This window comes from Massilia sp. UMI-21 (genome assembly GCA_015277795.1).
Taxonomy (GTDB): Bacteria; Pseudomonadota; Gammaproteobacteria; order Burkholderiales; family Burkholderiaceae_D; genus Telluria.
This window is the reverse complement of sequence record CP063848.1, coordinates 1528811-1550955: the sequence shown is the minus strand read 5'-3', so window position 1 is coordinate 1550955 and position 22145 is coordinate 1528811. Positions and strand designations below refer to the sequence as shown.

General features: G+C 65.4%; 20 protein-coding genes. 9 read left to right on the top strand and 11 right to left on the bottom strand.

Going from position 1 to position 22145, the window contains the following annotated elements; translation table 11 throughout:
- The first annotated feature begins 12 nt into the window (after positions 1–12).
- From IM543_06840 to IM543_06805, 8 genes are all read left to right on the top strand, one after another.
- Positions 13–741, top strand: a complete 729-nt coding sequence (locus tag IM543_06840; GenBank protein QOY95566.1) for a flagellar basal body rod protein FlgF — start codon at positions 13–15, stop codon at positions 739–741.
- Between the two features lie 28 nt (positions 742–769).
- A complete protein-coding gene (gene flgG / locus IM543_06835; GenBank protein QOY95565.1) occupies positions 770–1555 on the top strand; it encodes a flagellar basal-body rod protein FlgG in 786 nt (261 codons plus the stop codon).
- A 3-nt stretch (positions 1556–1558) separates the two neighbouring features.
- Positions 1559–2209, top strand: a complete 651-nt coding sequence (gene flgH, locus IM543_06830) for a flagellar basal body L-ring protein FlgH (GenBank protein QOY95564.1) — start codon at positions 1559–1561, stop codon at positions 2207–2209.
- A gap of 46 nt (positions 2210–2255) precedes the next feature.
- A complete protein-coding gene (locus tag IM543_06825) occupies positions 2256–3347 on the top strand; it encodes a flagellar basal body P-ring protein FlgI (GenBank protein QOY95563.1) in 1092 nt (363 codons plus the stop codon).
- A gap of 23 nt (positions 3348–3370) precedes the next feature.
- Positions 3371–3700 (top strand): rod-binding protein, encoded by a 330-nt coding sequence (locus IM543_06820; protein ID QOY96553.1) that lies wholly within the window; start codon positions 3371–3373, stop codon positions 3698–3700.
- Positions 3701–3816: 116 nt separating this feature from the next.
- Positions 3817–5190, top strand: coding sequence for a flagellar hook-associated protein FlgK (flgK, locus tag IM543_06815; GenBank protein QOY95562.1), 1374 nt, complete (start codon positions 3817–3819; stop codon positions 5188–5190).
- A gap of 11 nt (positions 5191–5201) precedes the next feature.
- On the top strand, positions 5202–6113 hold the full coding sequence (locus tag IM543_06810; GenBank protein QOY95561.1) for a flagellar hook-associated protein 3: 912 nt from the start codon (positions 5202–5204) through the stop codon (positions 6111–6113).
- Between the two features lie 14 nt (positions 6114–6127).
- Positions 6128–7135, top strand: coding sequence for a hypothetical protein (locus tag IM543_06805; protein ID QOY95560.1), 1008 nt, complete (start codon positions 6128–6130; stop codon positions 7133–7135).
- Positions 7136–7203: 68 nt separating this feature from the next.
- Here the strand turns inward: IM543_06805 and IM543_06800 are convergent, their stop codons facing one another.
- From IM543_06800 to rimP, 8 genes are all read right to left on the bottom strand, one after another.
- Complete coding sequence (locus IM543_06800) at positions 7204–7737, bottom strand: porin family protein (protein QOY95559.1); 534 nt, start codon at positions 7735–7737, stop codon at positions 7204–7206.
- 255 nt (positions 7738–7992) lie between these two features.
- Positions 7993–8886 carry a Lateral flagellin gene (locus IM543_06795; protein ID QOY95558.1) on the bottom strand — a complete coding sequence of 298 codons (894 nt, stop codon included), beginning with the start codon at positions 8884–8886 and terminating at the stop codon, positions 7993–7995.
- A gap of 113 nt (positions 8887–8999) precedes the next feature.
- Positions 9000–10835, bottom strand: coding sequence for a translational GTPase TypA (gene typA, locus IM543_06790; protein QOY95557.1), 1836 nt, complete (start codon positions 10833–10835; stop codon positions 9000–9002).
- A gap of 311 nt (positions 10836–11146) precedes the next feature.
- Positions 11147–12067 carry a tRNA pseudouridine(55) synthase TruB gene (truB, locus tag IM543_06785; protein ID QOY95556.1) on the bottom strand — a complete coding sequence of 307 codons (921 nt, stop codon included), beginning with the start codon at positions 12065–12067 and terminating at the stop codon, positions 11147–11149.
- Positions 12064–12471, bottom strand: a complete 408-nt coding sequence (rbfA, locus tag IM543_06780; GenBank protein ID QOY95555.1) for a 30S ribosome-binding factor RbfA — start codon at positions 12469–12471, stop codon at positions 12064–12066. The genes truB and rbfA overlap by 4 nt, the downstream gene beginning before the upstream one ends.
- Before the next feature lie 126 nt (positions 12472–12597).
- Positions 12598–15465, bottom strand: coding sequence for a translation initiation factor IF-2 (infB, locus tag IM543_06775; protein ID QOY95554.1), 2868 nt, complete (start codon positions 15463–15465; stop codon positions 12598–12600).
- Between the two features lie 46 nt (positions 15466–15511).
- Positions 15512–17077 (bottom strand): transcription termination/antitermination protein NusA, encoded by a 1566-nt coding sequence (gene nusA, locus IM543_06770; protein QOY95553.1) that lies wholly within the window; start codon positions 17075–17077, stop codon positions 15512–15514.
- Positions 17074–17562, bottom strand: a complete 489-nt coding sequence (gene rimP / locus IM543_06765; protein ID QOY95552.1) for a ribosome maturation factor RimP — start codon at positions 17560–17562, stop codon at positions 17074–17076. The genes nusA and rimP overlap by 4 nt, the downstream gene beginning before the upstream one ends.
- 184 nt (positions 17563–17746) lie before the next feature.
- Here rimP and IM543_06760 point away from each other — a divergent pair, with 184 nt between their 5' ends.
- Positions 17747–17929: a hypothetical protein gene (locus tag IM543_06760; protein ID QOY95551.1), complete on the top strand. Its 183-nt coding sequence runs from the start codon at positions 17747–17749 to the stop codon at positions 17927–17929.
- 38 nt (positions 17930–17967) lie between these two features.
- Here the strand turns inward: IM543_06760 and IM543_06755 are convergent, their stop codons facing one another.
- The 3 genes from IM543_06755 to IM543_06745 form a co-directional block, all read right to left on the bottom strand.
- On the bottom strand, positions 17968–19896 hold the full coding sequence (locus IM543_06755) for an rRNA pseudouridine synthase (protein ID QOY95550.1): 1929 nt from the start codon (positions 19894–19896) through the stop codon (positions 17968–17970).
- Positions 19883–20647, bottom strand: a complete 765-nt coding sequence (scpB, locus tag IM543_06750; protein ID QOY95549.1) for an SMC-Scp complex subunit ScpB — start codon at positions 20645–20647, stop codon at positions 19883–19885. The genes IM543_06755 and scpB overlap by 14 nt, the downstream gene beginning before the upstream one ends.
- A 375-nt stretch (positions 20648–21022) precedes the next feature.
- The gene (locus IM543_06745) at positions 21023–22048 is read right to left on the bottom strand and encodes a glucokinase (protein QOY95548.1); all 1026 of its coding nucleotides are present in this window, start codon (positions 22046–22048) and stop codon (positions 21023–21025) included.
- Positions 22049–22145: the final 97 nt, after the last annotated feature.

The following is a 22145-nucleotide window of genomic DNA, read 5'->3' as shown; positions in this document are numbered from 1 at the left end:
TGGGAACCCATCATGGATAAACTGATCTTTACCGCCGTCAGCGGCGCCGAGCGCACCATGCGTGCGCAGCAGGTGCACGCCAACAACCTGGCCAACATCGAGACCGCGGGCTTCCGCGCCAACCTCGAAGTGGCCGCGACCCAGGCCCTGCAAGGCGGCTACGGCTACGACAGCGCGCACCTGTCGAAGGTCGACGCCGACACCGTCTCGACCCGCGCCGGCGCGGTGCGCGAAACCGGCCGCCCGCTCGACGTCGCCCTCAACGGCAACGGTTACCTGGCGGTCCAGTACGGCGACGGCGAGGCGTATACCCGCGCAGGCAGCATCGACATCGACGCCAACGGCGCGCTGTCGGTCCACGGCCACCCGCTGATCGGCGAAGGCGGCCCGATCGTGCTGCCGCCGCACCAGGCGGTCGAGATCGGCCTCGATGGCACGATTTCCGTACTCACCGAAGGCGCGACCCTGATGCAGCCGGTCGACAAGCTGCGCCTGGTGAACGCCGAAGGCTTCGACCTGACCAAGAACGAAGCGGGCCTGATCGTGTCGCGCCAGGGCGAGCCGCTGGAAGCGGATCCGAACGTCACCGTGCGCGGCCGCGCCCTCGAGGGCAGCAACGTGTCGGCGGTCGAGGAGATGGTCGCCGTGATGAGCCTGAACCGCAGTTTCGAGATGCAGATGAAGCTGTTCAAGGCCAGCGACAGCATGAATGAAGTGGGCAACCGCCTGATCGGCGCCTGACGCCTCACCACACAATTAAGGAAATCCCATGAATCCAGCAATGTGGATCAGCAAGACCGGCGTGCAGGCACAGGATGCCAAGCTGCAGGCGATCGCCAACAACCTGGCCAACGTCAACACCGTCGGCTTCAAGCGCGACCGCGTCGTGTTCGAAGACCTGTTCTACCAGGTCGACGCCCAGCCGGGCGCCCAGAGCGCGGACAACACCGTGTCCAACGGCGTCCAGCTCGGCAACGGTACGCGCCTGGTCGGCACCCAGAAGGTGTTCACCAACGGCAACATGCAGACCACCAGCCAGCCGCTGGACGTCGCCATCAACGGCGCCGGCTTCCTGCAGGTGCGCCGTCCGAACGGCGAGCCCGCGTTCACCCGCGCCGGCCAGCTCCAGGTCGACGCCAACGGCACCCTGACCAATGCCCAGGGCCTGGCGCTGGTGCCGCAGATCACCGTCCCGCAGAACGCCACCGCCATCACCATCGGCGAAAACGGCATGGTCTCGGCCACCGTCGCCGGCTCCACCACCCCGACCGAACTGGGCCAGCTGACCCTGACCGGCTTCGTCAACCCGGCCGGCCTGCTGGCACTGGGCGAGAACCTGTTCCAGGAAACCGCGGCATCGGGCACCGCCAACGAAGGCCGTCCCGGCGACGGCGCGCTCGGCAAGCTGAAACAGGGCGCGCTGGAAGGCTCGAACGTGCAGGTGGTCGAAGAGATGGTCGACATGATCGCCGCCCAGCGCACCTACGAGATGAACACCAAGGTGCTGTCGGCGGCCGACAACATGCTGCAATACCTGGCACAGGCTGCTCGCTGAACAATGAAATATGTCACCGCGGCGCTGTGCGCCCTCCTCCTTGCCGGCTGCGCTTCCGCGCCGCCGCGCCAGGTCTCGAACGACGACGATTTCGTGCCGATGGCACGCACGACGTCGCGCGGCGTCTCGGGCGGCGTATTCACGGGTGAAACCGTGTCGCTGACCTCGGACAGCCGTGCCTACCGCGTGGGCGACGCGGTCACCGTCATCCTCCAGGAAACCACCCAGGCCAGCAAGCGCGCCGGCACCAGCTTCTCGAAAGGCTCGTCGGTCGCCGTCGCGCCGCTCGCGGCCCTGGGCAAGACCTTCGGCAAGACCGCGATCGACATCGCGGCCGACCGCAATTTCGAGGGCGACGCCACCAGCACCCAGCAAAATGCCCTGTCCGGCGCGCTCACCGTGATCGTGCAGGAAGTGCTGCCGAACGGACTGCTGCGGGTCGCGGGCGAGAAGAACCTCACCCTGAACCAGGGCGAGGAATTCGTGCGCCTGAAGGGCTTCATCCGCGCCCAGGACATCGACAACGACAACCAGGTGTCCTCGCTGCGCGTGGCCAATGCCCGCATCGCCTATTCGGGCAAGGGCGCCCTGGCCGACGCCAATTCGCCCGGCTGGCTGACCCGTTTCTTCAACAGCCCGTTGATGCCGTTCTGAGGACGACATGATTCAATTTTCCAGTTTTAATCGTGGTTTTCGAATCATGTTCTGCGCGGCCGTGCTGGCGACGGGCGCCCTGCCCCTGTCCGCTCAAGCGGCGCAGGCGCTGCGCAACCTGGTCAGCGTCGAGGGCGTGCGCGAGAACCCGCTGGTGGGCTACGGCCTGGTGGTCGGCCTGAACGGCAGCGGCGACTCGACCCAGGTCAAGTACGCCAGCCAGTCGGTGGTCAACATGCTCAAGCAGTTCGGCGTGCGCCTGCCGGAAGGCGAAGACGCCCGCAACAAGAACGTCGCCGCCGTCATGGTGTCGGCGGTGTTCCCGCCGGGCTACCGCCGCGGCCAGGCGATCGACATCACCGTGTCCTCGCTGGGCGATGCGAAAAGCCTGCGCGGCGGCACCCTGCTGCTGACCCAGCTGCGCGCGGCCGACAACGAAGTCTATGCGCTGGCCCAGGGCAACCTGGTGGTCGGCGGCCTGAACGCCACCGGCAAGAGCGGCTCCTCGGTGACGGTGAATACCCCGACCACCGGCCGCATCCCGAACGGCGCCATGATCGAGCGCGAGATCGCCACCGACTTCGCCACCCGGCCACAAGTGATGCTGCGCCTGCGCCAGCCGCACTTCGAGACCGCCACCAACGTGGTCAATGCGATCAATGCCAAGTACGGTCCGATCGCCACCACCGCCGACGGCACCAGCGTCGAGGTGGTCGCACCCAGCAACCCGACCGAGCGCGTGGCCTTCGTCGCCGGCCTGAACAACCTGCGGGTGGAAGCCGGCGTCGAGGTGCCGAAGGTCGTGTTCAACTCGCGCACCGGCACCGTCGTCATCGCCGACGGCCTGCGCGTGAAGGCGGCCGCCGTCACCCACGGCGCGCTCAAGGTGATCATTTCGGAAAGCTCGCGCGTCTCGCAGCCGGGCCCGTTCTCGCGCGGCCAGACCGCGGTGACGCCGGAATCGAAGCTGTCGGTGGACCAGGGCTCGGGCCAGATGTTCCGCTGGCCGGCCGGCGCCAAGCTGCAGACCATCATCGACGTGGTCAACAGCCTGGGCGCATCGCCCGACGACATCATGGCGATCCTGCAGGCGCTCGACCAGGCCGGCGCGATCGAAGGCGAACTGGTGGTGATCTGATGAAGCTCGACGCGCAACAGGCGATTCCGCTCCAGACCGGCCTCGAGGCGGGCGTTGCGACGCCGGTGGCGGCCGCCGCCGACCAGCCCGACCCTGCCTACCTTGCCAAGGCAAGCAAGGCGGCGGTCGAGTTCGAACGCTTCTTCATTTCGCACATGCTCAAGGAAATGCGCTCCTCGACCCGCGCCATGGCCACCGAAGACAGCGTATTCAACAACCGCGTCAACCAGGACATGCAGGACATGGCCGACGACCTGCTCGCCGGGAACATGGCCGGCCAGCGCGCCTTCGGCATCGCCGACGCCATCCTGCGCCAGCTGGTGCCGAACGCCAAGCCAGGCAACAAGGCGTGAGGCGCGCGGCCCGCCGAACGCGGCCCGGCCGAAAAAAGCGCGCGCAAAAGCTTAACGAACAGCAATAAGCGGTCGCCTTATACAGGTGTACCCTGCCCCGAGGAAGAATCCGCACCATGGCCATGATCAACAACGCACTGTCGGGCGCGCTTGCCGCCCAGGTGGCACTGAGCGCCAGCAGCCAGAATATCGCCAACCTGCAGACCAAGGGTTATACCCGCCAGGCCGCCCTGCTTGCCGCCGTCGGCCCGCACGCCAGTCCGCGTTCGAGCGGCAACGGCGTGCAGGTCAGCGCCTTGATGCGTTTTTCGGACAACTACAAGAGCCAGGCCATGTGGCGCGCCGCTTCCGAGCTGGGTGCGTATTCGCAGACCCAGCCCTACCTGAGCCAGCTCGAGAACGTGATGGGCGACGATACCGCCAGCCTGTCGGCCGGCATCGACCAGTTCTTCGGCGCCCTCAACGCGGTCGCCGGCGACCCGGGCTCGACGCCGCTGCGCCAGCAGGTGCTGACCTCGGCCGGCCTGATGGCGGAACGCTTCAACGGCCTGAACAACGTCTTCAACGCCCAGCTGCAATCGGTGCGCAACCAGCGCAGCGCGATCGTCGATTCGGCCAACGCCCAGATCGCCACGATCGCGCGCCTGAACCAGCAGATCAGCGAAGCCCAGGCCGGCGGCCTGAGCGCATCGGCCATGATCGACGCGCGCGACCAGGCGATCGACGACCTGGCCAGCAGGATGGGCCTGGAGATCTCGGACAATGCCGACGGCACCCGCGACGTCTCGCTCAAGACCGGCCAGGCGCTGGTGCTGGGCAGCATGCACGGCAGCCTCAAGGCGGCCCCGACCGCCACCAGTCCGCAGGAATTCTCGCTCAGCTTCGCCGGCACCAGCTATGTGCTCGACGCCGGCAAGCTCGGCGGACAGCTGGGCGGCCTCAGCAAATACGAAACCGAAAAACTGGTGCCGCTGCAAAAGGACATCGCCGACATCGCCAAGGAGATCGCGTCCAGGGTCAACACCCAGCTGGGCCTGGGCTTCAAGCCGGACGGCACGGCGGGCACCCCGCTGTTCATCTACACCCCGGGCAGCAATGCCGACATGCTCAAGCTGAACAGCGGCTTCGTGGCGGCCGACCTGGCCTTTTCGAGCGACGGCACCCCGGGCGATACCGGCAACCTGCAGAAACTGGTGGCGATCAAGGGCCAAGCGATCACGGTCGGCACGGTCGGCAACGTGCTGCTGAGCGACGCCGACACCCAGCTCGTCGGCAAGCTTGGCGTCGACAGCCAGCTCAACAAGGCCGCACTGAAGACCACTCAGACCGTGCGCACCCAGTCGCTGGACGACTGGCAGTCGACCAGCGGCGTGAACCAGGACGAGGAAGCGGTCAATCTCGTCGAATACCAGAACATGTACCAGGCGAACATGAAAGTCATCGCAATCGCCAACCAGCTCTTCGACGCCACCCTGGCGATGATGGGCTAAAGGAAGACACCATGCGTATCGCCACCTCGCAGTACCAATCATTGATGAACCAGTCGCTCCAGAACAACCAGGAGCGCATCACCCACCTGACGCAGCAGATGGCGGCCAACAAGCGCATCCTGGTGCCCTCGGACGACCCGATCGACAGCGTGCGCCTGGCGCGCCTGGCGCGCGAAGAAGCGACCGTGCAGCAGTACCGCGACAACATCGGCTCGATCAAGATCCGCCTGACCAAGACCGAAGGCTACCTGACCAACATGGCGACGGAACTGATCCAGGGCCGCGACGTGCTGGTCTGGGCGGCGGACGGCGGCAATGCGCCGGGCGACCTGAAGGCGATGGTCACCCCGCTCGAATCGCTGCGCGACAGCGTGCTGTACAACGCCAATTCGATCGACCAGGAAGGCAATTACAACTTTTCCGGCACCCTGACCAAGACCGCGCCGATCAAGTACGACCCTGCAGCCGCGCTGGGTTCGCGCTACACTTTCGTCGGCAACACGAATTCGCAGAATGTGGTGGTCGGCAACGGCATCACCCAGCCTGCCAACCAGAACCTGCAAGGCATCGAACAGCTCCTGAACCACCTCGACCTGACCATCTCCGCCCTGAAGGCGCCCGGCGCTTCGGCCAACGACCCGGCCGTCCGTTCGGTGCTGGCCAATGCCCTGGGCGGTTTCGACGACGCCCACGACCTGCTGACGGGCAAGGTGGCGACCCTGGGCGGTTCACAGAACATCATGAAGACGCTCGACGCCAACCATTCCAACGTCAGCCTGTCGAACAAGATGGCGATCACCGACATCGGCGCGCTCGACGTCGGCGAGGCAGCTACCGCGCTCAACGGCTATTCGACCGCCCTGCAAGCCACGTATAAAGCCTATAGCCGTATCGGCCAGTTGTCCCTGTTCTCGGTGTTGTAACTCGCTCATTTGTCATGGAAGCAGCCCTTCGCCCCGCCACCCCAGCCCTTGGCAATCCTGCCGCCGCCGGCGCCACAGTCGCAGCGGCGCGCACCAGCGCGCTCAAACCGGTCGATCCCGACAGCCGCGTCGTCACCCAGGTCGCGCCCGCCACGGCCCCGCTCCAGCGCGGCATCCGCTGGGACACCCGGCTGCAGGGCGATGTCGCCCGAGCCCAGCAGGCGGTGGACTACCTGGAGCGCGTCGCCTCCCAGCTCGAAGCCCTGAAAGCCGACCTGAGCGCCAAGATTTCCGGTCGCAGCGACCCGGCGCGGCAGATCGAGGCCCGTACCCAGCAGCTCACCAGCATGCTGGAAGCGCGCCGCAAGCAGGCCGGCGGCGGCGTCGATGCCCAGCTCGGCTTTACCGACGGCCAGCCGGCGATGACCCGCTTCCGCATCCGCGGATTCGACCTCGCCGCGCTGCAGTCCGGCCAGCAGCAGACCTATGCATTCTCGGTCGGCGGCAATGGCGGCCCACAGCTGAGCGCCACCATCGAGCCGGGCATGACGCCGGAACAAATCGCCGCCCGCCTCGACCGCACCCTGTCGCCGGTGAAGGTCCGTGTCGCACTCGACGGCAAGGGCCAGCTGGTGTTCGGCACGCCGGAATCCGAATGGACCGGCATCAAGGACGCGATCGCCATCTCGGGCCGCGGGCGCGTCGATGCGAACGAAGACCCGGCTAGCCTTGCGCCACAACAATGGGACATCGGCAACCCGGACGCCCTGCGCCAGAGCCTGCGCGACGTGCTGCAAGCCCTGGCCCGCGTGCGGCGCTCGCAGGACGCCGCCAGCGCGGCCCTGAGCGCGGCCATGGCGCGCACCTCGCAGTCGCCCGTGCCGGAGGCGGAACTGGCAGTCATCACCGGGGATTTCGCCGCTACCGCGGCGGGCCACGACTACCAGTCGCTGCTGGCGATCACCTCGGCCCTGGTCGGCGTGAGCCGCGAACGGGTGCAAGCCCTGCTCGGCCTGCGCTGATCCTGCTCCGCACGTAAAAAAAGCTCCCACCCGCAAAGCGGGGGGAGCTTTTTTGTTGCGCAAAGGGCTTAGAAACCGTATTTCAGGCCCACGCTCCAGACGTCCGCCTTGGCGCCATAGGCCTTGCTCTCGCCGTAGCGCTCGTACTCGGCCAGCAGTGCCGCATTCTGGTTGAGCTTGTACTCGACGCCCACACCGGCGTAGCCGCCCGTATCCCTGTCCTTGAAGTTCTGGCCCAGGTTGTTGCTGAGCTTGCGCTCACTGTGCGAGACGCCCAGCTTGCCGTAGGCAGATGTCTGTGCGTTGACCGGCAGCGTGTACTTGGCCGCCACATAGGTGCCATAGCCTTCGGTGCTGCCGCGCACACCGTTGCCGGTGGCGAAGTCGGTGCTGTGGTGATTGGTCCAGCCCGCTTCGACGCCGAGGCGCTCGTCGAATTGGTAACCACCGAACAGCTTGCCGTCGGCCTTGTGCGCATCCACGGTCGTGTTCTTGGCACTCACGACGGAGGCGCCGACGTAGGTACGACCGGTTGCGGTCTGGGCCTGGGCGGCGCCGGCGACGGTGGTGGTGGCGATCAGTGCAATCAACAGCTTTTTCATGGTAACTCCCTTTAATCATCATCGACTGGGTCGCAATTCACAATGAATCGCGTTGTAGTCACAATAACAAAGCTTCGTCGATTGGCACAGACGAACCATGGTAAGAACTGTAACAAGATGAAAAATGAAGACCAGATCATCAGCTATGTGCGCTGATTGACCGACGATGCCGCCAGATGCAGCAGCCTGCGCCATGGCAAAAGCTCCCGCGCGCCTTGCGGCGCCGGGAGCTTTTGCCATCCCTGCAGGAGGGGCTTATTGCAGCAGTGACATGACCATCGAAGACATGCTGTTCGACTGCTTGAGCATCGCCGTGCCCGCCTGCATGAGCATCTGGTTCGCCGTCATGCTGGCGCTTTCGGTCGCGAAGTCCACATCCATGACCACCCCTGCAGCCGCCTTGGTATTGGTGCTGACGTTCGACAGGTTGTTGTACACGTGCTCGAGACGGTTGGCGGTGGCGCCCAGTTTCGAGCGGATCGCGCTGACTGCGTCGATCGCATCGTTCAGGTCGCCGATGCGCAGGTTAGCAGAGCCGGCAGCAGTCAGCTCGGTACCGACGCCGGGAATGATCAGGCTGTTGCCGGTGTACTTGGCGCTGACCGGGATGAATGCCGTGTTCATGGCATTGATCTCGGGGAACAGATCCATGCTCATCGTTTCCGATGCACTGGCGCCGATCTGGAACTGTGCCGGATCCATGAAGATGCCGCGCGCCGGACCTGGCACCGAAATATTGAATACGTTCTTGCCGGCAAATGTCGTGTTGCTGACAATATTCCCGATTTCCCTCGCCAGGGCGTCGTATTCGGACTGCATGGCGCTCTTGTCGTCGGCAGTGGACGAGGCATCCGCAGACTGGGTCGCCAGGTCCTTCATGCGCACCAGCACATCGTTCACCTCGTTCATCGCACCCTCGGCGACTTGCAGCAAGGAGGTGCTGGCCTGGGTATTGCGCATCGCAACCGCCATGCCGCTGGCCTGGGACTTGAGGCGCGAGGCGATCTGCAGGCCGGCGGCATCGTCCATCGCGGAATTGATGCGATAGCCGGTCGACAGGCGGGTCATCGACGAGGATAACGCCTGCTGGGTGCGCGTAAGCGAGTTTTGCGCGTCCAGGGCTGCATGGTTGGTGTGTAGGCTGAGCATGTGAGGTTTCCTGAAGTGGATACCAATATCAGGCGACCAAAACGCATCCCTCGTTAAGCAGAAATAAAAAAAAACCCGCTGCAAGCAGCGGGTTTTCTCGGGGCCAGAGGCGATTACGCGCCTTCGCGGCTCGCCTTCTTGCGCTCGTGTTCCTTCAGGAAACGCTTGCGCAGGCGGATCGACTTTGGCGTGATCTCGACCAGCTCGTCGTCCTCGATGAACTCGACGGCGTACTCGAGCGACATCTGGATCGGCGGCACCAGGCGCACGGCTTCGTCGGTACCCGACGAACGCACGTTGGTCAGCTGCTTGCCCTTGATCGGGTTGACGACCAGGTCGTTGTCGCGCGAGTGGATGCCGATGATCATGCCTTCGTACACCGGGGTGTTGTGCTCGACGAACATGCGGCCGCGGTCCTGCAGCTTCCAGATCGCGTAGGCCACGGCGGCGCCGTCGTCCTGCGAGATCAGCACGCCGTTGCGACGGCCGGCCAGCTCACCCTTGCTGTTGTCGACCGCTGCGTATTCGTGGAACACGTGGCTCATCAGGCCGGTACCGCGGGTCAGGGTCATGAATTCGCCCTGGAAACCGATCAGGCCACGCGCCGGGATCAGGTACTCGAGGCGCACGCGGCCCTTGCCGTCCGATTCCATGTTCTGCAGGTCGCCACGGCGGCGGCCCAGCTCTTCCATCACGCCGCCCTGGTTCGCTTCTTCGACATCGACGGTCAGGTTTTCGTACGGTTCCTGGCGCACGCCATCGACCATCTTGTACACCACGCGCGGACGCGACACGGCGAGCTCGAAGCCTTCGCGACGCATGTTTTCCAGCAGGATGGTCAGGTGCAGCTCGCCACGGCCCGACACTTCGAACACGGTGTCGTCGTCGGTCGGCGACACGCGCAGCGCGACGTTGGCCTTCAGTTCGCGCTCGAGACGCTCGCGCAGCTGGCGGCTGGTGACGAACTTGCCTTCGCGGCCGGCCAGCGGCGAGTTGTTGACCATGAAGTTCATGGTCAGGGTCGGCTCGTCGACGGTCAGCATCGGCAGGGCTTCCGGGGTGTCCACGGCGCAGACGGTCGAACCGATGCCGATTTCTTCGATACCGTTGATCAGGCAGATGTCGCCGGCGACGGCTTCGTCGACCAGCACGCGCTCCAGGCCCTTGAAGTTCAGCACCTGGTTGATGCGGCCCTTGATCGGGGTCGAATCGGGGCCGTTCAGGATCACGACGTCCTGGCCGGTCTTGACGCGGCCACGGTTGACGCGGCCGATGCCGATCTTGCCGACATACGAGGAGTAGTCCAGCGAGGTGATCTGCATCTGCAGCGGGCCGTCCGGATTGTCGTCACGCACCGGCACGTACTTCAGGATCGCGTCGAACAGCGGCTTCATGTCGCCGCCGCGCACGCTTTCGTCCATGCCGGCGTAGCCGTTCAGGCCCGACGCGTAGACGATCGGGAAGTCCAGCTGCTCGTCGTTGGCGCCCAGCTTGTCGAACAGTTCGAAGGTCTGGTTGATCGCCCAGTCGGCGCGCGCGCCCGGACGGTCGATCTTGTTGACCACGACGATCGGCTTGAGGCCCAGGGCCAGTGCCTTGCGGGTCACGAAGCGGGTCTGCGGCATCGGGCCTTCCTGCGCATCGACCAGCAGCAGCACCGAGTCGACCATCGACAGCACGCGCTCGACCTCGCCGCCGAAGTCGGCGTGGCCCGGGGTGTCGACGATGTTGATGTGGGTGCCTTCGTACTCGACTGCGCAGTTCTTCGACAGAATCGTGATGCCACGTTCTTTTTCGAGGTCGTTCGAGTCCATCACGCGGGTGTCGACCGCCTGGTTTTCACGGAAGGTGCCCGACTGGCGCAGCAGCTGGTCGACCAGGGTGGTCTTGCCGTGGTCGACGTGGGCGATGATTGCAATATTACGAATTGCGCGTTTGATGTCTGACATGTGTGTATTCAACAGTGAATGTTGCGTGATGGATGGAAGCGGCGACGATGATGCGCATTACCGATTTCCGTAACCCGCTACTATAGCACGCTTATTGCGCTTGCTGCGTTGCAGCGAGGCCGAAAGACGCTGATTTGAACAGTTGCTGCTAGTAATCCCGCTGTTTCGAGGACAGAAAACTGCGAGTATAGCGCCAAGACGTCGAGGATGATGACAGTCCGGACGCCGCCCCCCGGTACGCGGCCGTCGTGCGAACAGGACGACAAGGCTGCGATTCACGGGATGGACCGTCCGGTCCATCCCGGACAGGCTTACTGCTGCGCAGCGATCAGGCGCTCCGGTGCCAGGATCGCATATTCCTGCAGGTTGGCCGTCCCCAGCAGCTTGCCCTCGTGGTAGACCCGCACCCGGCCCAGCTCCGCCGGGACCATGACCGATTCCTTACCCAGCGCCAGACGCTGGCCATTGAGGAAGCGCTTGGCCAGCTCCGGCGTCAGCTCGACCGACGGGAAGCTCGACAGCAGCGCGTCGACCGGCGCCAGCAGCGAGAGCGGATCGGGATGCGCCTGCAGGTCTTCCAGCGTGATCATGCGATCGGTCGTCAGCGCGCCGACCTGCACCCGGCGCAGCGCGTTCAGGTGCGCGCCGCAGCCGAGCGCGGCGCCGATGTCCTCGCCCAGCACGCGCACATAGGTGCCCTTGCTGCAGGTGACCAGGATCTTCAGGTAAGGCGCCGTGTAGTCGACCAGCGACAGGCCGTGGATCGTGACCGGGCGCGCCTCGCGTTCGAGCGTGATGCCTTCGCGCGCGTATTCGTACAAGGCCTTGCCGTCGCGCTTGAGCGCCGAATACATGGGCGGAACCTGGAAGATGGGGCCGCGAAAGCGCGCCAGCGCGGCTTCGATCTGCTCGCGCGTGACATCCACTTCGCGCTGCTCGATGAGTTCCCCTTCGGTGTCGCCGGTGGTGGTCATGATGCCGAGGTGGACCGTTGCCTCATAGGTCTTGTCGGCTTCCAGCAGGTCTTGCGAGAACTTGGTCGCCTCGCCGAAGCACAGCGGCAGCAGGCCGGTGGCGAACGGGTCGAGGGTGCCGGTGTGGCCGGCCTTCTTGGCGTTGAGCACGCGCTTGGCCTTGAGCAGGGCGTCGTTCGAGGACAGGCCGACCGGCTTGTCGAGCAGCAGGACGCCGTCGACGAGGTCGCGCGGCTTCTTGGGCGGGCGGGCGCTCACTCGCTGTCCGAATCGTCGTCCTGGCCGTAATCGGCGGCGCGCACCGCGTTGGCCTGGTCGATCAGGGCCGACATGGCCAGCCCGCGCGTGGTCGAGGTGTCGTGCACGAAGTGCAGCTGCGGCAGCGTATGGATGTGCAGGCGCTTGCCCAGCAGGTTGCGCAGGTAGCCGGCCGCCTTCGACAGGCCCTCGAGGGTCTGCTTGACCTCTTCCGGGCTGTCCTTCAGCAGGGTGAAGTAGACCTTGGCGTGGGCGTAGTCGGGCGTCAGCTTGACTTCGCTGATGGTGACCATGCCGACCCGCGGGTCCTTGAGTTCGAAGGCGATCAGCTCGGACAGGTCTTTCTGGATCTGATCGGCGACGCGCAGGCCGCGCTGGGGGATGCTTTTGCTGTGTTTTGCCATGATGTTGCTGCTTATGTTGTTCTTGTGAATATACGGGCGAACTGCGGCGGCGAAAAAACAAGGGCCAGGCCCCTCGCGGCATCGCCGCGAAGCGTCCTGGCCCTCATGGTACGCCGAATGTCGAAATTACAGCGTACGCGCCACTTCGGTGACTTCGAACACTTCCAGGGTATCGCCCACCTGGATGTCGTTGTAGTTCTTCAGCGACAGGCCGCACTCGAGGCCGGCACGGACTTCCTTCGCATCGTCCTTGAAGCGCTTGAGCGAGTCGATCTCGCCGGTCCAGACGACGATGTTGTTGCGCAGCAGGCGAACCGAGGAGGACCGCTTGACCACGCCATCGGTGACCAGGCAACCCGCGATCGCGCCGACCTTCGACACCAGGATGACCTGGCGAATCTCGACCTGGCCGGTGACGGTCTCGCGCTTCTCCGGCGCCAGCATGCCCGACAGTGCCGTCTTGATCTCGTCGATCGCATCGTAAATGATGCTGTAGTAACGGATGTCGACGCCGTTGGCTTCCGCCAGCTTGCGCGCCTGGCCGTCGGCACGGGCGTTGAAGCCGATGATGACCGCTTTCGAGGCCACCGCCAGGTTGACGTCCGACTCGGTGATGCCGCCGACCGCCGCATGGACGATCTGGACGCGCACTTCCGAGGTCGACAGCTTCTGCAGCGAACCGACCAGCGCTTCCTGCGAACCCTGCACGTCGGTCTTGACGATGAGCGGCAGGTTCTTGACTTCGCCTTCGGCCATCTGGTCGAACATGTTCTCCAGCTTGGCAGCCTGCTGCTTCGCCAGTTTGACGTCGCGGAACTTACCTTGACGGAACAGGGCGATCTCGCGCGCCTTGCGCTCGTCCGCCATCACCATCACTTCTTCGCCGGCGCTCGGCACTTCGGTCAGGCCCTGGATCTCGACCGGGATCGACGGACCCGCCTCGGTGACCGGCTTGCCGTTCTCGTCCAGCATCGCACGGACGCGGCCGAACGAGGAACCGGCCAGCACGACGTCGCCGCGCTTCAGGGTACCCGACTGCACCAGGATGGTGGCGACCGGGCCGCGCCCCTTGTCCAGGCGCGCCTCGACCACCAGGCCACGGGCCGGTGCTTCGGCCGGCGCCTTCAGTTCCAGCACTTCGGCCTGCAGCAGGACTTGCTCCAGCAGGTCGTCGATACCGGTACCGAGCTTGGCCGAGACCGGGACGAACGGCGAATCGCCGCCGTATTCTTCCGGCACCACGCCTTCGGCCACCAGTTCTTGCGTGACACGGTCGGCATTCGCGCCCGGCTTGTCGATCTTGTTGATCGCCACCACCAGCGGCACGCCGGCGGCTTTTGCGTGAGCAATTGCCTCTTTGGTTTGCGGCATCACGCCGTCGTCCGCCGCCACCACCAGGATGACGATGTCGGTCGCTTTCGCGCCGCGGGCACGCATCGCGGTAAAGGCTTCGTGGCCCGGGGTATCCAGGAAGGTGATCATGCCGCGCGGGGTGTCCACGTGGTATGCACCGATGTGCTGGGTAATGCCGCCGGCTTCGCCCGCCGCCACCTTGGCGCGGCGGATGTAGTCCAGCAGCGAGGTCTTGCCGTGGTCGACGTGACCCATGACGGTGACCACTGGGGCGCGCCCCGTCGATTCGAACTCGGCGTGCTCGCCCTGGTCGGCCAGCAGCGCTTCCGGATCGTCGACGGCGGCCGGGAAGGCCTTGTGGCCCATCTCTTCCACCAGGATCATCGCGGTTTCCTGGTCCAGCACCTGGTTGATGGTGCACATCTGGCCCAGCTTCATCAGCTGCTTGATGACTTCCGACGCCTTCACCGACATCTTGTGGGCCAGTTCGGCCACGGTGATGGTTTCCGGCACGTGGACGTCCTTGACGATCGCCTCGGTCGGGGCCTGGAAGTTGGTTTCGCGGTCCTCGCCATGCGAGCGACGGCCACCGCTGCGGCCACCACTACGCCAGCCGTCGCGGCCGCCGCCTGCGCCTGGACCGCCACGGCCTTTCGGGCCGCTCGGTGCGCCGCGCTTCTTGGCGTCGTCCGACCAGGTCGAGGAGACATTCGCCGACTTGATCGACTTCTTGTCGCCCGGCTTCTTGTCGCCCGGCTTGGCGTCGCCCGGCTTCTTGTCGGCGCTGGCCGCAGGCTTGTGCAGCGTGCCTGCCGGCGCGGCCGGCGTAGCCGGCTTGGGCGCCGGTTCCGGGGCCTTGATGACGCGGCGCGGCTGGCTCATCATGAGCTTGATCTGGGCCACTTCGTCGGCCACGGCCTTGCGTGCGCGCTCGGTGGCGGCAGCACGTTCGGCCGCTTCCTTGGCTGCTTCCTCGGCGCGTTTCTTGGCTTCGAGCGCAGCAGCCTGGGCTTTTTCGTCGACGGCAGCGGGAGCGGCAGCAGGCGCGGCTTTCGCGTCCACGGCAGGCGCGGCGGCAGCTGCCGCAGCCGCGGCCTTGGCGGCGGCGGCGTCGCGCTTGGCCTGCTCGGCCGCTTCGCGCTTGGCTTCCTCTTCGGCAGCTTTGGCGTTGGCGGCTTCTTCGGCTTCAAGCTTGGCCAGGCGCTCCTGCTTTTCACGCAGGTCGGCTTCCTGGCGGGCGATCAGCTCGGTCTGGCGGCGCGCCTCTTCTTCGCGGCGTGCCTGCTCGGCAGCGTCGATCACCGGCGCAGCTTCGACCTTCGGCGCGGTGACCAGGTCGTCGCGCTGCACGAAGGTGCGCTTCTTGCGCACTTCCACCGGAATGGTGCGCGACTTGCCGCTGGCGTCGGCCTGGCGGATCTCGGTGGTTTCCTTGCGGGTCACCGTGATCTTCTTCTTTTCGCCGGTTTCGGTGGCGCCGTGGGTACGACGCAGGTGGTTCAGCAGCTTGTCCTTATCATCTTTCGACAAGGGATCTGACGTCGAACTTTTTTCGACGCCGGCCGAGCGCAGCTGTGTCAGCAGCAGGTCTGCGGGCATCTTCAGTTCGGTGGCAAATTGGGCTACGTTGTTACTCGCCATTCAGTCCTCTTTTCTATGTGTCGCTGAGATGATAAAGATTTGCAAATTACGCCTTGGCCGTTTCTGCCAGGCTCCAGGCCTTCGCCTGCAGCGCCTTGGCGCGGTCATCGTATTTGCTGTCGACCAGCTTCATCTCTTCGTCGGTCACATCATTAAATTCGTTCTTGATCAGGTCGCGGGCACGGTCCGACGGCAGCGCCAGGATGGCGCCAAATTCGTCGTAGGCGAGTGCCGCGAATGCGTCGACCGTCTTGATGCCAGCCAGGCCAAGCTTGCCGGCGGTGGTACGGTCCATGCCTTCCAGGTTCACGAGGGCTTCTTCCATCCCTTCGAGGCCTTCTTCGGAAGCGATCGCTTCGGTCACCAGTGCGTCACGGGCACGGGTGCGCAGTTCGTTGACGGTGTCTTCGTCGAACGATTCGATCTCCAGCATTTCGGAGATCGGGACGTAAGCGATTTCTTCAAGGCTCGAGAAGCCTTCGTCCACCAGGATATCCGCCACTTCCTGGTCCACGTCGAGCTTTTCCATGAACAGTGCACGGATGGCTGCGGTTTCCTGCTCCACCTTGTTGGCCGATTCCTCGGCCGTCATGATGTTGATCTTCCAGCCGGTCAGTTCCGAGGCCAGGCGCACGTTCTGGCCGGAGCGGCCGATCGCGATTGCCAGGTTCTCTTCGTCGACCACCACATCCATGGCGTGCTTGTCTTCGTCGACCATGATCGACGAGACATTGGCCGGCGCCAGCGCGCCGATAACGAACTGGGCCGGATCGTCCGACCACAGCACGATGTCCACGCGCTCGCCGCCCAGCTCGCCGGTCACGGCCTGCACGCGCGAACCGCGCATGCCGACGCAGGTACCGATCGGGTCGATGCGCTTGTCGGCGGTGAACACCGCGATCTTGGCGCGCACGCCGGCGTCGCGGGCCGCCGATTTGATCTGCAGGAGGCCCTGCTCGATTTCCGGCACTTCCAGCTCGAACAGCTTCATGATGAATTCCGGCGCGGTGCGCGACAGGATCACCTGCGGGCCACGCATATTGCGGTCCACGCGCAGGATGAAGGCGCGGACGCGGTCGCCGATGCGCAGGTTCTCTTTCGGAATCATCTGGTCGCGCGGCAGGCGCGCTTCGATCTTGCCCGATTCCACGATGGCATCGCCGCGCTCCATGCGCTTGATGGTGCCGGTGACCAGCGAATCGCCGCGCTCGAGGAAATCTTGCAGGATCTGCTCGCGCTCGGCATCGCGCACGCGCTGCAGGACCACCTGCTTGGTGTCCTGGGCGAAACGGCGGCCGAACTCGACCGACTCGATCGGATCTTCGATGTATTCGTCGACTTCGATGTCCGGAATCTGTTCCTTGGCTTCGAAATGCAGGATTTCCTGGTCGGGCAGCTGCAGGCCGGCCTCGTCGGGAACGACGTGCCAGCGGCGGAAAGTCTCGAATTCGCCGGTGTCGCGATCGATGCTCACGCGAATGTCGACCTCGCCTTCATAGCGTTTTTTCGTGGCTTGCGCGAGCGCGAATTCGAGCGCTCCGAAAACCACTTCCTTATCGACGTTCTTTTCGCGCGCGAGCGCATCCACCAGTAACAAAATTTCGCGACTCATGCTTTGCGACTCCTAAAATCCACCTGCGGCACCAAGCGTGCCTTGTCCAATTCGGCCAGCGTAAATTCCAACAACGCCGCACCATCTTTATTTTCAAATTCCAGACCGACCTTGTCGCCTTCGACGCCGCGCAGGATACCGGTAAAGGTTTTCCGGTTCGCGGTGCCGGCCATGGCAACCCGCAGCTTCACCGTGCATTCGTGCCCGGCAAAGCGCGCAAAGTCGGCCAGGGTCCGCACCGGGCGATCGAGGCCCGGCGACGAGACTTCCAGCCGTTCGTAATCCACATTTTCGACGGTCAGCACGTGCGACAACTGGTGGCTGACCGTGGCGCAGTCCTCGACCGTGATCAGACCCTTCTCTTCCACGACGTCAGCGGGAAAATCGATGTACACGCGCAGGATTCCGCGCTCGCCCCGTTCGACGTCCACGAGTTCGTAGCCGAGGCCACTGACTGTTTTGGCGATGAGTTCAAACTGCTGCACGGCACTTCTCCAGGACTCGAAAACGATTTACCAAAAAAAAAATGGGCATCTGCCCATCTTTTGTATTCACAACCCAACCAGATGAAAGCACTTGCGCCAAGAAAAAATGGGGAAGAACTTCGATTAGGCTGCAAATTATACAGCTTTCCTGCACCTCCCGCAATCGCCGGGCCAAAAATGGCCTATGACTAGTGCAAAAAGCAACAGTTGGCAGGATGACCATATCGGGGCATGGCTGCATTCTACGGCATTGCAGCATCGCGTGCCCGGCGGCGCGAAAAAATTCCGCTTCTACCGCAGGGTGGACGGGTTCCCCGCCCACGCGTTCAGCCAACCCATGCGCCGCAACGACGCACTGTTCAGCTGAAGGCGCGCACGGCAGAGCCGTACGCCCTACCCGGGCCCTTAACCGCGGCGGCCGCGGCGCGGCAGGCCGTGCTCGGAACCGCGCGGGCCCTGGCCGCCGCGACGGCCGCCGCCGGTGCCGGCGAAGCCGAAGGTGGTCTGCAGCGGGTCGGGCTGCTTGGGACGGCTGCTGCCGCCCTTGTTGCCACCGAATGCACCCGCATTGTTGCCGCCACGACCTTTCCCGCCGGCGCCCTTCGGACCCTGGCCCTGCGGGCGACCGCCCGCGAAGCCGCCCTGGCCCTGGCCACCCTGGCGCGGCGCGCCGACCCGCGCCACCGGCGGGCCGAACGGGTCGACGTTGCGATTGGCATCGGCGCGGTCGATGCGGTTGCCGTCCGAGCGGCGCGCATCGTCCTGCTTGCCGCCCTGGCCCTTGCCGCCCTTGCCCTTGGCATCGGCGCCACCCTTTTTCTCGACCCCGAAGGCGGCCATCAGGGCGCGCACGTCGTTTTCCTGCAGTTCTTCCCAACGGCCGCGCTTGAGGCCGGTCGGCAGGGTCATGGCGCCGTATCGGGTACGGATCAGGCGCGAAACGGTCAGGCCGACCGCCTCGAACATGCGGCGCACCTCGCGGTTGCGGCCTTCGCCGATGACCACGCGGTACCACTTGTTGATGCCTTCGCCGCCGCCGTCCTGGACTTTCGAGAACGAGGCCACGCCGTCGTCGAGCTCGACACCGGCCAGCAGCTTCTGGCGCATGCCTTCTTCCAGCTCGCCCAGGGTCCGCACCGCGTATTCGCGGTCGATGTTGTAGCGCGGGTGCATCAGGCGGTTGGCGAGGTCGCCGGAGGTCGTGAACAGCAGCAGGCCCTCGGTATTGAAGTCGAGGCGGCCCACGGCCAGCCACTTGCCGGCCTTCATGGTCGGCAGGCGGTCGAACACCGAGGGACGGCCTTCCGGATCGTCGTGGCTGACGATCTCGCCGGCCGGCTTGTGGTACACCAGCACGCGCGGCGGCTTGCTGTTGTTCACCCTCCGCTGGATCAGCTTGCCGTTGATGCGCACCGCATCGGTCGGCAGGATGCGCTGGCCGATGTGGGCCGGCTCGCCGTTCACCGACACGCGTCCCGCGACGATCAGTTCTTCCATGTCGCGGCGCGAACCCAGTCCGGCCTCGGCCAGCACCTTGTGCAGCTTCGGCGCATCGTCGTCCGCGGTCAGGTCGCGGCGCGCAGGCTTGCTCGCCGCCTTGCCGCGGCCGCCTTCGTTGGCATCGAAGTCGTCCGAGGTAACGAAGGAGAACACGGCATCGGCTTCGCTGCCCTTGCCGCCCTGCTGCTTGCCCTGCTGCTTGCCTTGTTGCCTGCCCTGCTGCTTGCCCTGCTGCTTGCCGGCCTGTTGGGGCTGCTGGGCTTGTTGCCCACCCTGCGGGCCACGCTTGCCCTGCTTCGGCTGGTTGCGGCCGCGCCCATCGCGCCTGCCTTCGCCCGGCTGCTGGGCGCCCTCGCCCACCTGGGCCGCGTCGGCGCCAGCCTGCGCGCCCGCCTCGACGGCAAGGGCCGGAACGCCCGCCGCGACCGAAGCCTCGTGCTCGCGTGCCTCGCGCTCCTGGCGCTTTTCGCGCATCTGGCGCGGGCCGCGCGGCTTGCGCTGCCCGGCTTCGGGCGCCTCGGCCGCATGCTGCGCCTCCGGCGCGGCGACCGGCGCAGCCTTGGCGGCGCGCGGCTTGCGCGCCTTGGCGGCCGGCTTGTCGGCCTGCTCGGCCGGCACAGCGGCAGCGGCAGGCGCCTCGACTGCGGACTCGGCCGGCGCTGCGCTCGCCGCCTTGCGGGTGCGCTTGGGCTTGACGGCTTCCGGCTGCCCGGTGTCGCCCAGGGGCGCCGCTTCCGGCGCGGCTGCGGCGGCCGGCTTGCGGGTACGCTTCGGTTTGGCGGCAGGGGCGCCTTCGGCCTCGACGGGCTTGTCGTTCGGTTCAGTTGGGTTCATCGTTCGTATCTTTATTGTGCTGACCCGGCCCAGCGGCTGCCGCCGACTCATGGTCAAAATTCCGGTCAAGAATCGCGACTTCGACAGGCGTGGCGCCCGTCTCGGTGTCTGTCTCGTCGGCGTCCGTCGGCTCGGCCGCGGGCACCCTCTCAAAGTTATCGTTCAGCGCCGCTTCCAGCGCCTCCAGGCTGCGGCTGTCCGGCCCCTCCGCCACTGGCTGCAGCGGCGGCAGCTGCGACAACGAAGCCAGGCCGAGGTCATCCAGGAATTGCTTGGTGGTGCCCAGCAGCGCGGGCCGCCCCACCACCTCGCGGTGGCCGATCACGTCGATCCAGCCGCGGTCCTCCAGCAGCTTGATCGTCTGCGAGTTCACGGCGACGCCGCGGATCTCTTCGATGTCGCCGCGCGTGACCGGCTGACGGTAGGCGATGATCGCCAGCGTCTCCAGCGTCGCGCGCGAATACTTCGGCGGTTTTTCAGGCGCCAGGCGGTCGAGATAGGGCTTCATCTCGGGCCGGCTCTGGAACCGCCAGCCCGACGCCAGGCTGACGATTTCGATGCCGCGCCCCTGCCAGTCCTGGCGCAATTCTTCCAGCAAGATCTTGATCGTGTCGCTGCCGACACCGGCATTGAGCTGGCGACCGTTGGCGTCGACCTCGGCGAACAGCTTCTTCATGCCGTGGATCGTCATCGGCTCGCGCGCGCACAGCAAGGCGGTCTCGAGGACGCGCTTGGCCTCGTCAGTATTCATATCGCGGTGTCGTCACGCTCGAATGCAAGAATCAAATCAAAACCGATTTAGCGGATGCCAGCCACGAAGCCGATATCGGCCGCGGTGCGAAGGTGCTGCGCGCAAAACTCTGGAATCCGTGGCCCGGGCTGGAATGCGCCGGGCTGACAAAAGTGACAGGCCTGGTGCCCGTCACGGCTGCCCGCGTGCCAGGCGGGCGGTAGCTGTTGGTCTTTCAGGCCCCGTGAACTGCCTGGCGCATCGGAAGGCTGGCTCGTCGGGACGCACGAGACGCGCAAGCGCCATCGTCTCAAGCAACTGGCGGCCATTGTAACCGATAAAACACGGGAACGGACAAGGCAAGGGCCCTGCGCAGTGCACGCACGGCCTGTTTGATCAAGCGGTGATGAGTTTTTCCGACAAAATCGCCGACACGCCGAGGAAGGCCGGGTAATCGGCCGTGATCACATACGTCGGAACCTCGGCCAGGTAGCCGCTGAAACGTCCCTTCTGCTCGAAGCGGCGGCGGAACGACGAGGCGGTAAAGCGCTCGCCCAGGCGCGGCACGATGCCGCCGCCGATGTACACGCCGCCCTGGGCGCCGAGGGTGATGGCCAGGTTGCCGGCCGCGGTGCCGAGCATGCCGCAGAAGGCTTCCAGGACCTCATCGCACAGGGCGCACTCGCCGGCCAGCGCGCGGCGCGAGATTTCCGGGGCCGCCAGACTGTCCGGGCGGCCGGCGCGCTCGCTCAGGGCGCGGTAGATCAGTTCCACGCCGGCCCCGGACAGCAGGCGCTCGCTCGAGACGTGCTCGAACTCGCGCCATGCGTACTGGAGGATGGCGACTTCGGTCTCGTTGACCGGCGAGAAGCTCACGTGGCCGCCTTCGCTGCGCAGTGCAGTCCAGCCTGCTTTTGCGCCAGCCGCCGACGGAATCAGGCCGGATACGCCCAGACCGGTGCCGGCGCCCAGCAGGCCCAGCGGCGCATCCGCCACCGGCGCCCCACCGCCGACCTGGCGCTTGTGCTCGCCCAGGTGCGGCAAGGAGCGCGCCAGCGCCGAGAAATCGTTGACCACCACCAGGGTGTCGAAACCGCATTCCCGGCGCAAGGCTTCGATCGAAAAGGCCCAGTGATGGTTGGTCATGCGCACCAGGTCGCCGACGACCGGATTGGCGATCGCGATCGCAGCATGGGCGATGCCCGTCGTCAGGCCAGCCACCCGAGGCAGCGCCAGGTAGGCGCGCACCGCGTCGGCCAGGGTCGCATGCTGCTGGCAGGACAGCACTTCGATGGCCTCGAAGCGTCCGGGCCCGGTCTCCAGTGCGAAACGGGCATTGGTGCCGCCGATGTCGGCGAGCAGGCGGGGGCCGCCGGCATGCGTGACGGAGACGGAATCGAGGCTGGAGGGAAAGGCGGTCATTGCAGCTAATAAAGGGGCGATGACCAAGCTTACTAAACTTGTAGTACTCTTACAAGCCAAATTTGTAGTTTAGGTACATCACCGCAGGCCATTCACC

Coding starts and splice junctions, on each gene's coding strand:
- infB (QOY95554.1), bottom strand. CDS start 15,465: ATGGCGAGTAACAACGTAGCCCAATTTGCCACCGAACTGAAGATGCCC.
- IM543_06810 (QOY95561.1), top strand. CDS start 5,202: ATGCGTATCGCCACCTCGCAGTACCAATCATTGATGAACCAGTCGCTC.
- flgK (QOY95562.1), top strand. CDS start 3,817: ATGGCCATGATCAACAACGCACTGTCGGGCGCGCTTGCCGCCCAGGTG.
- typA (QOY95557.1), bottom strand. CDS start 10,835: ATGTCAGACATCAAACGCGCAATTCGTAATATTGCAATCATCGCCCAC.
- nusA (QOY95553.1), bottom strand. CDS start 17,077: ATGAGTCGCGAAATTTTGTTACTGGTGGATGCGCTCGCGCGCGAAAAG.
- IM543_06795 (QOY95558.1), bottom strand. CDS start 8,886: ATGCTCAGCCTACACACCAACCATGCAGCCCTGGACGCGCAAAACTCG.
- IM543_06755 (QOY95550.1), bottom strand. CDS start 19,896: ATGAACCCAACTGAACCGAACGACAAGCCCGTCGAGGCCGAAGGCGCC.
- IM543_06745 (QOY95548.1), bottom strand. CDS start 22,048: ATGACCGCCTTTCCCTCCAGCCTCGATTCCGTCTCCGTCACGCATGCC.
- flgG (QOY95565.1), top strand. CDS start 770: ATGAATCCAGCAATGTGGATCAGCAAGACCGGCGTGCAGGCACAGGAT.
- flgH (QOY95564.1), top strand. CDS start 1,559: ATGAAATATGTCACCGCGGCGCTGTGCGCCCTCCTCCTTGCCGGCTGC.
- IM543_06840 (QOY95566.1), top strand. CDS start 13: ATGGATAAACTGATCTTTACCGCCGTCAGCGGCGCCGAGCGCACCATG.
- IM543_06800 (QOY95559.1), bottom strand. CDS start 7,737: ATGAAAAAGCTGTTGATTGCACTGATCGCCACCACCACCGTCGCCGGC.
- IM543_06805 (QOY95560.1), top strand. CDS start 6,128: ATGGAAGCAGCCCTTCGCCCCGCCACCCCAGCCCTTGGCAATCCTGCC.
- rbfA (QOY95555.1), bottom strand. CDS start 12,471: ATGGCAAAACACAGCAAAAGCATCCCCCAGCGCGGCCTGCGCGTCGCC.
- IM543_06760 (QOY95551.1), top strand. CDS start 17,747: ATGACTAGTGCAAAAAGCAACAGTTGGCAGGATGACCATATCGGGGCA.
- IM543_06825 (QOY95563.1), top strand. CDS start 2,256: ATGTTCTGCGCGGCCGTGCTGGCGACGGGCGCCCTGCCCCTGTCCGCT.
- scpB (QOY95549.1), bottom strand. CDS start 20,647: ATGAATACTGACGAGGCCAAGCGCGTCCTCGAGACCGCCTTGCTGTGC.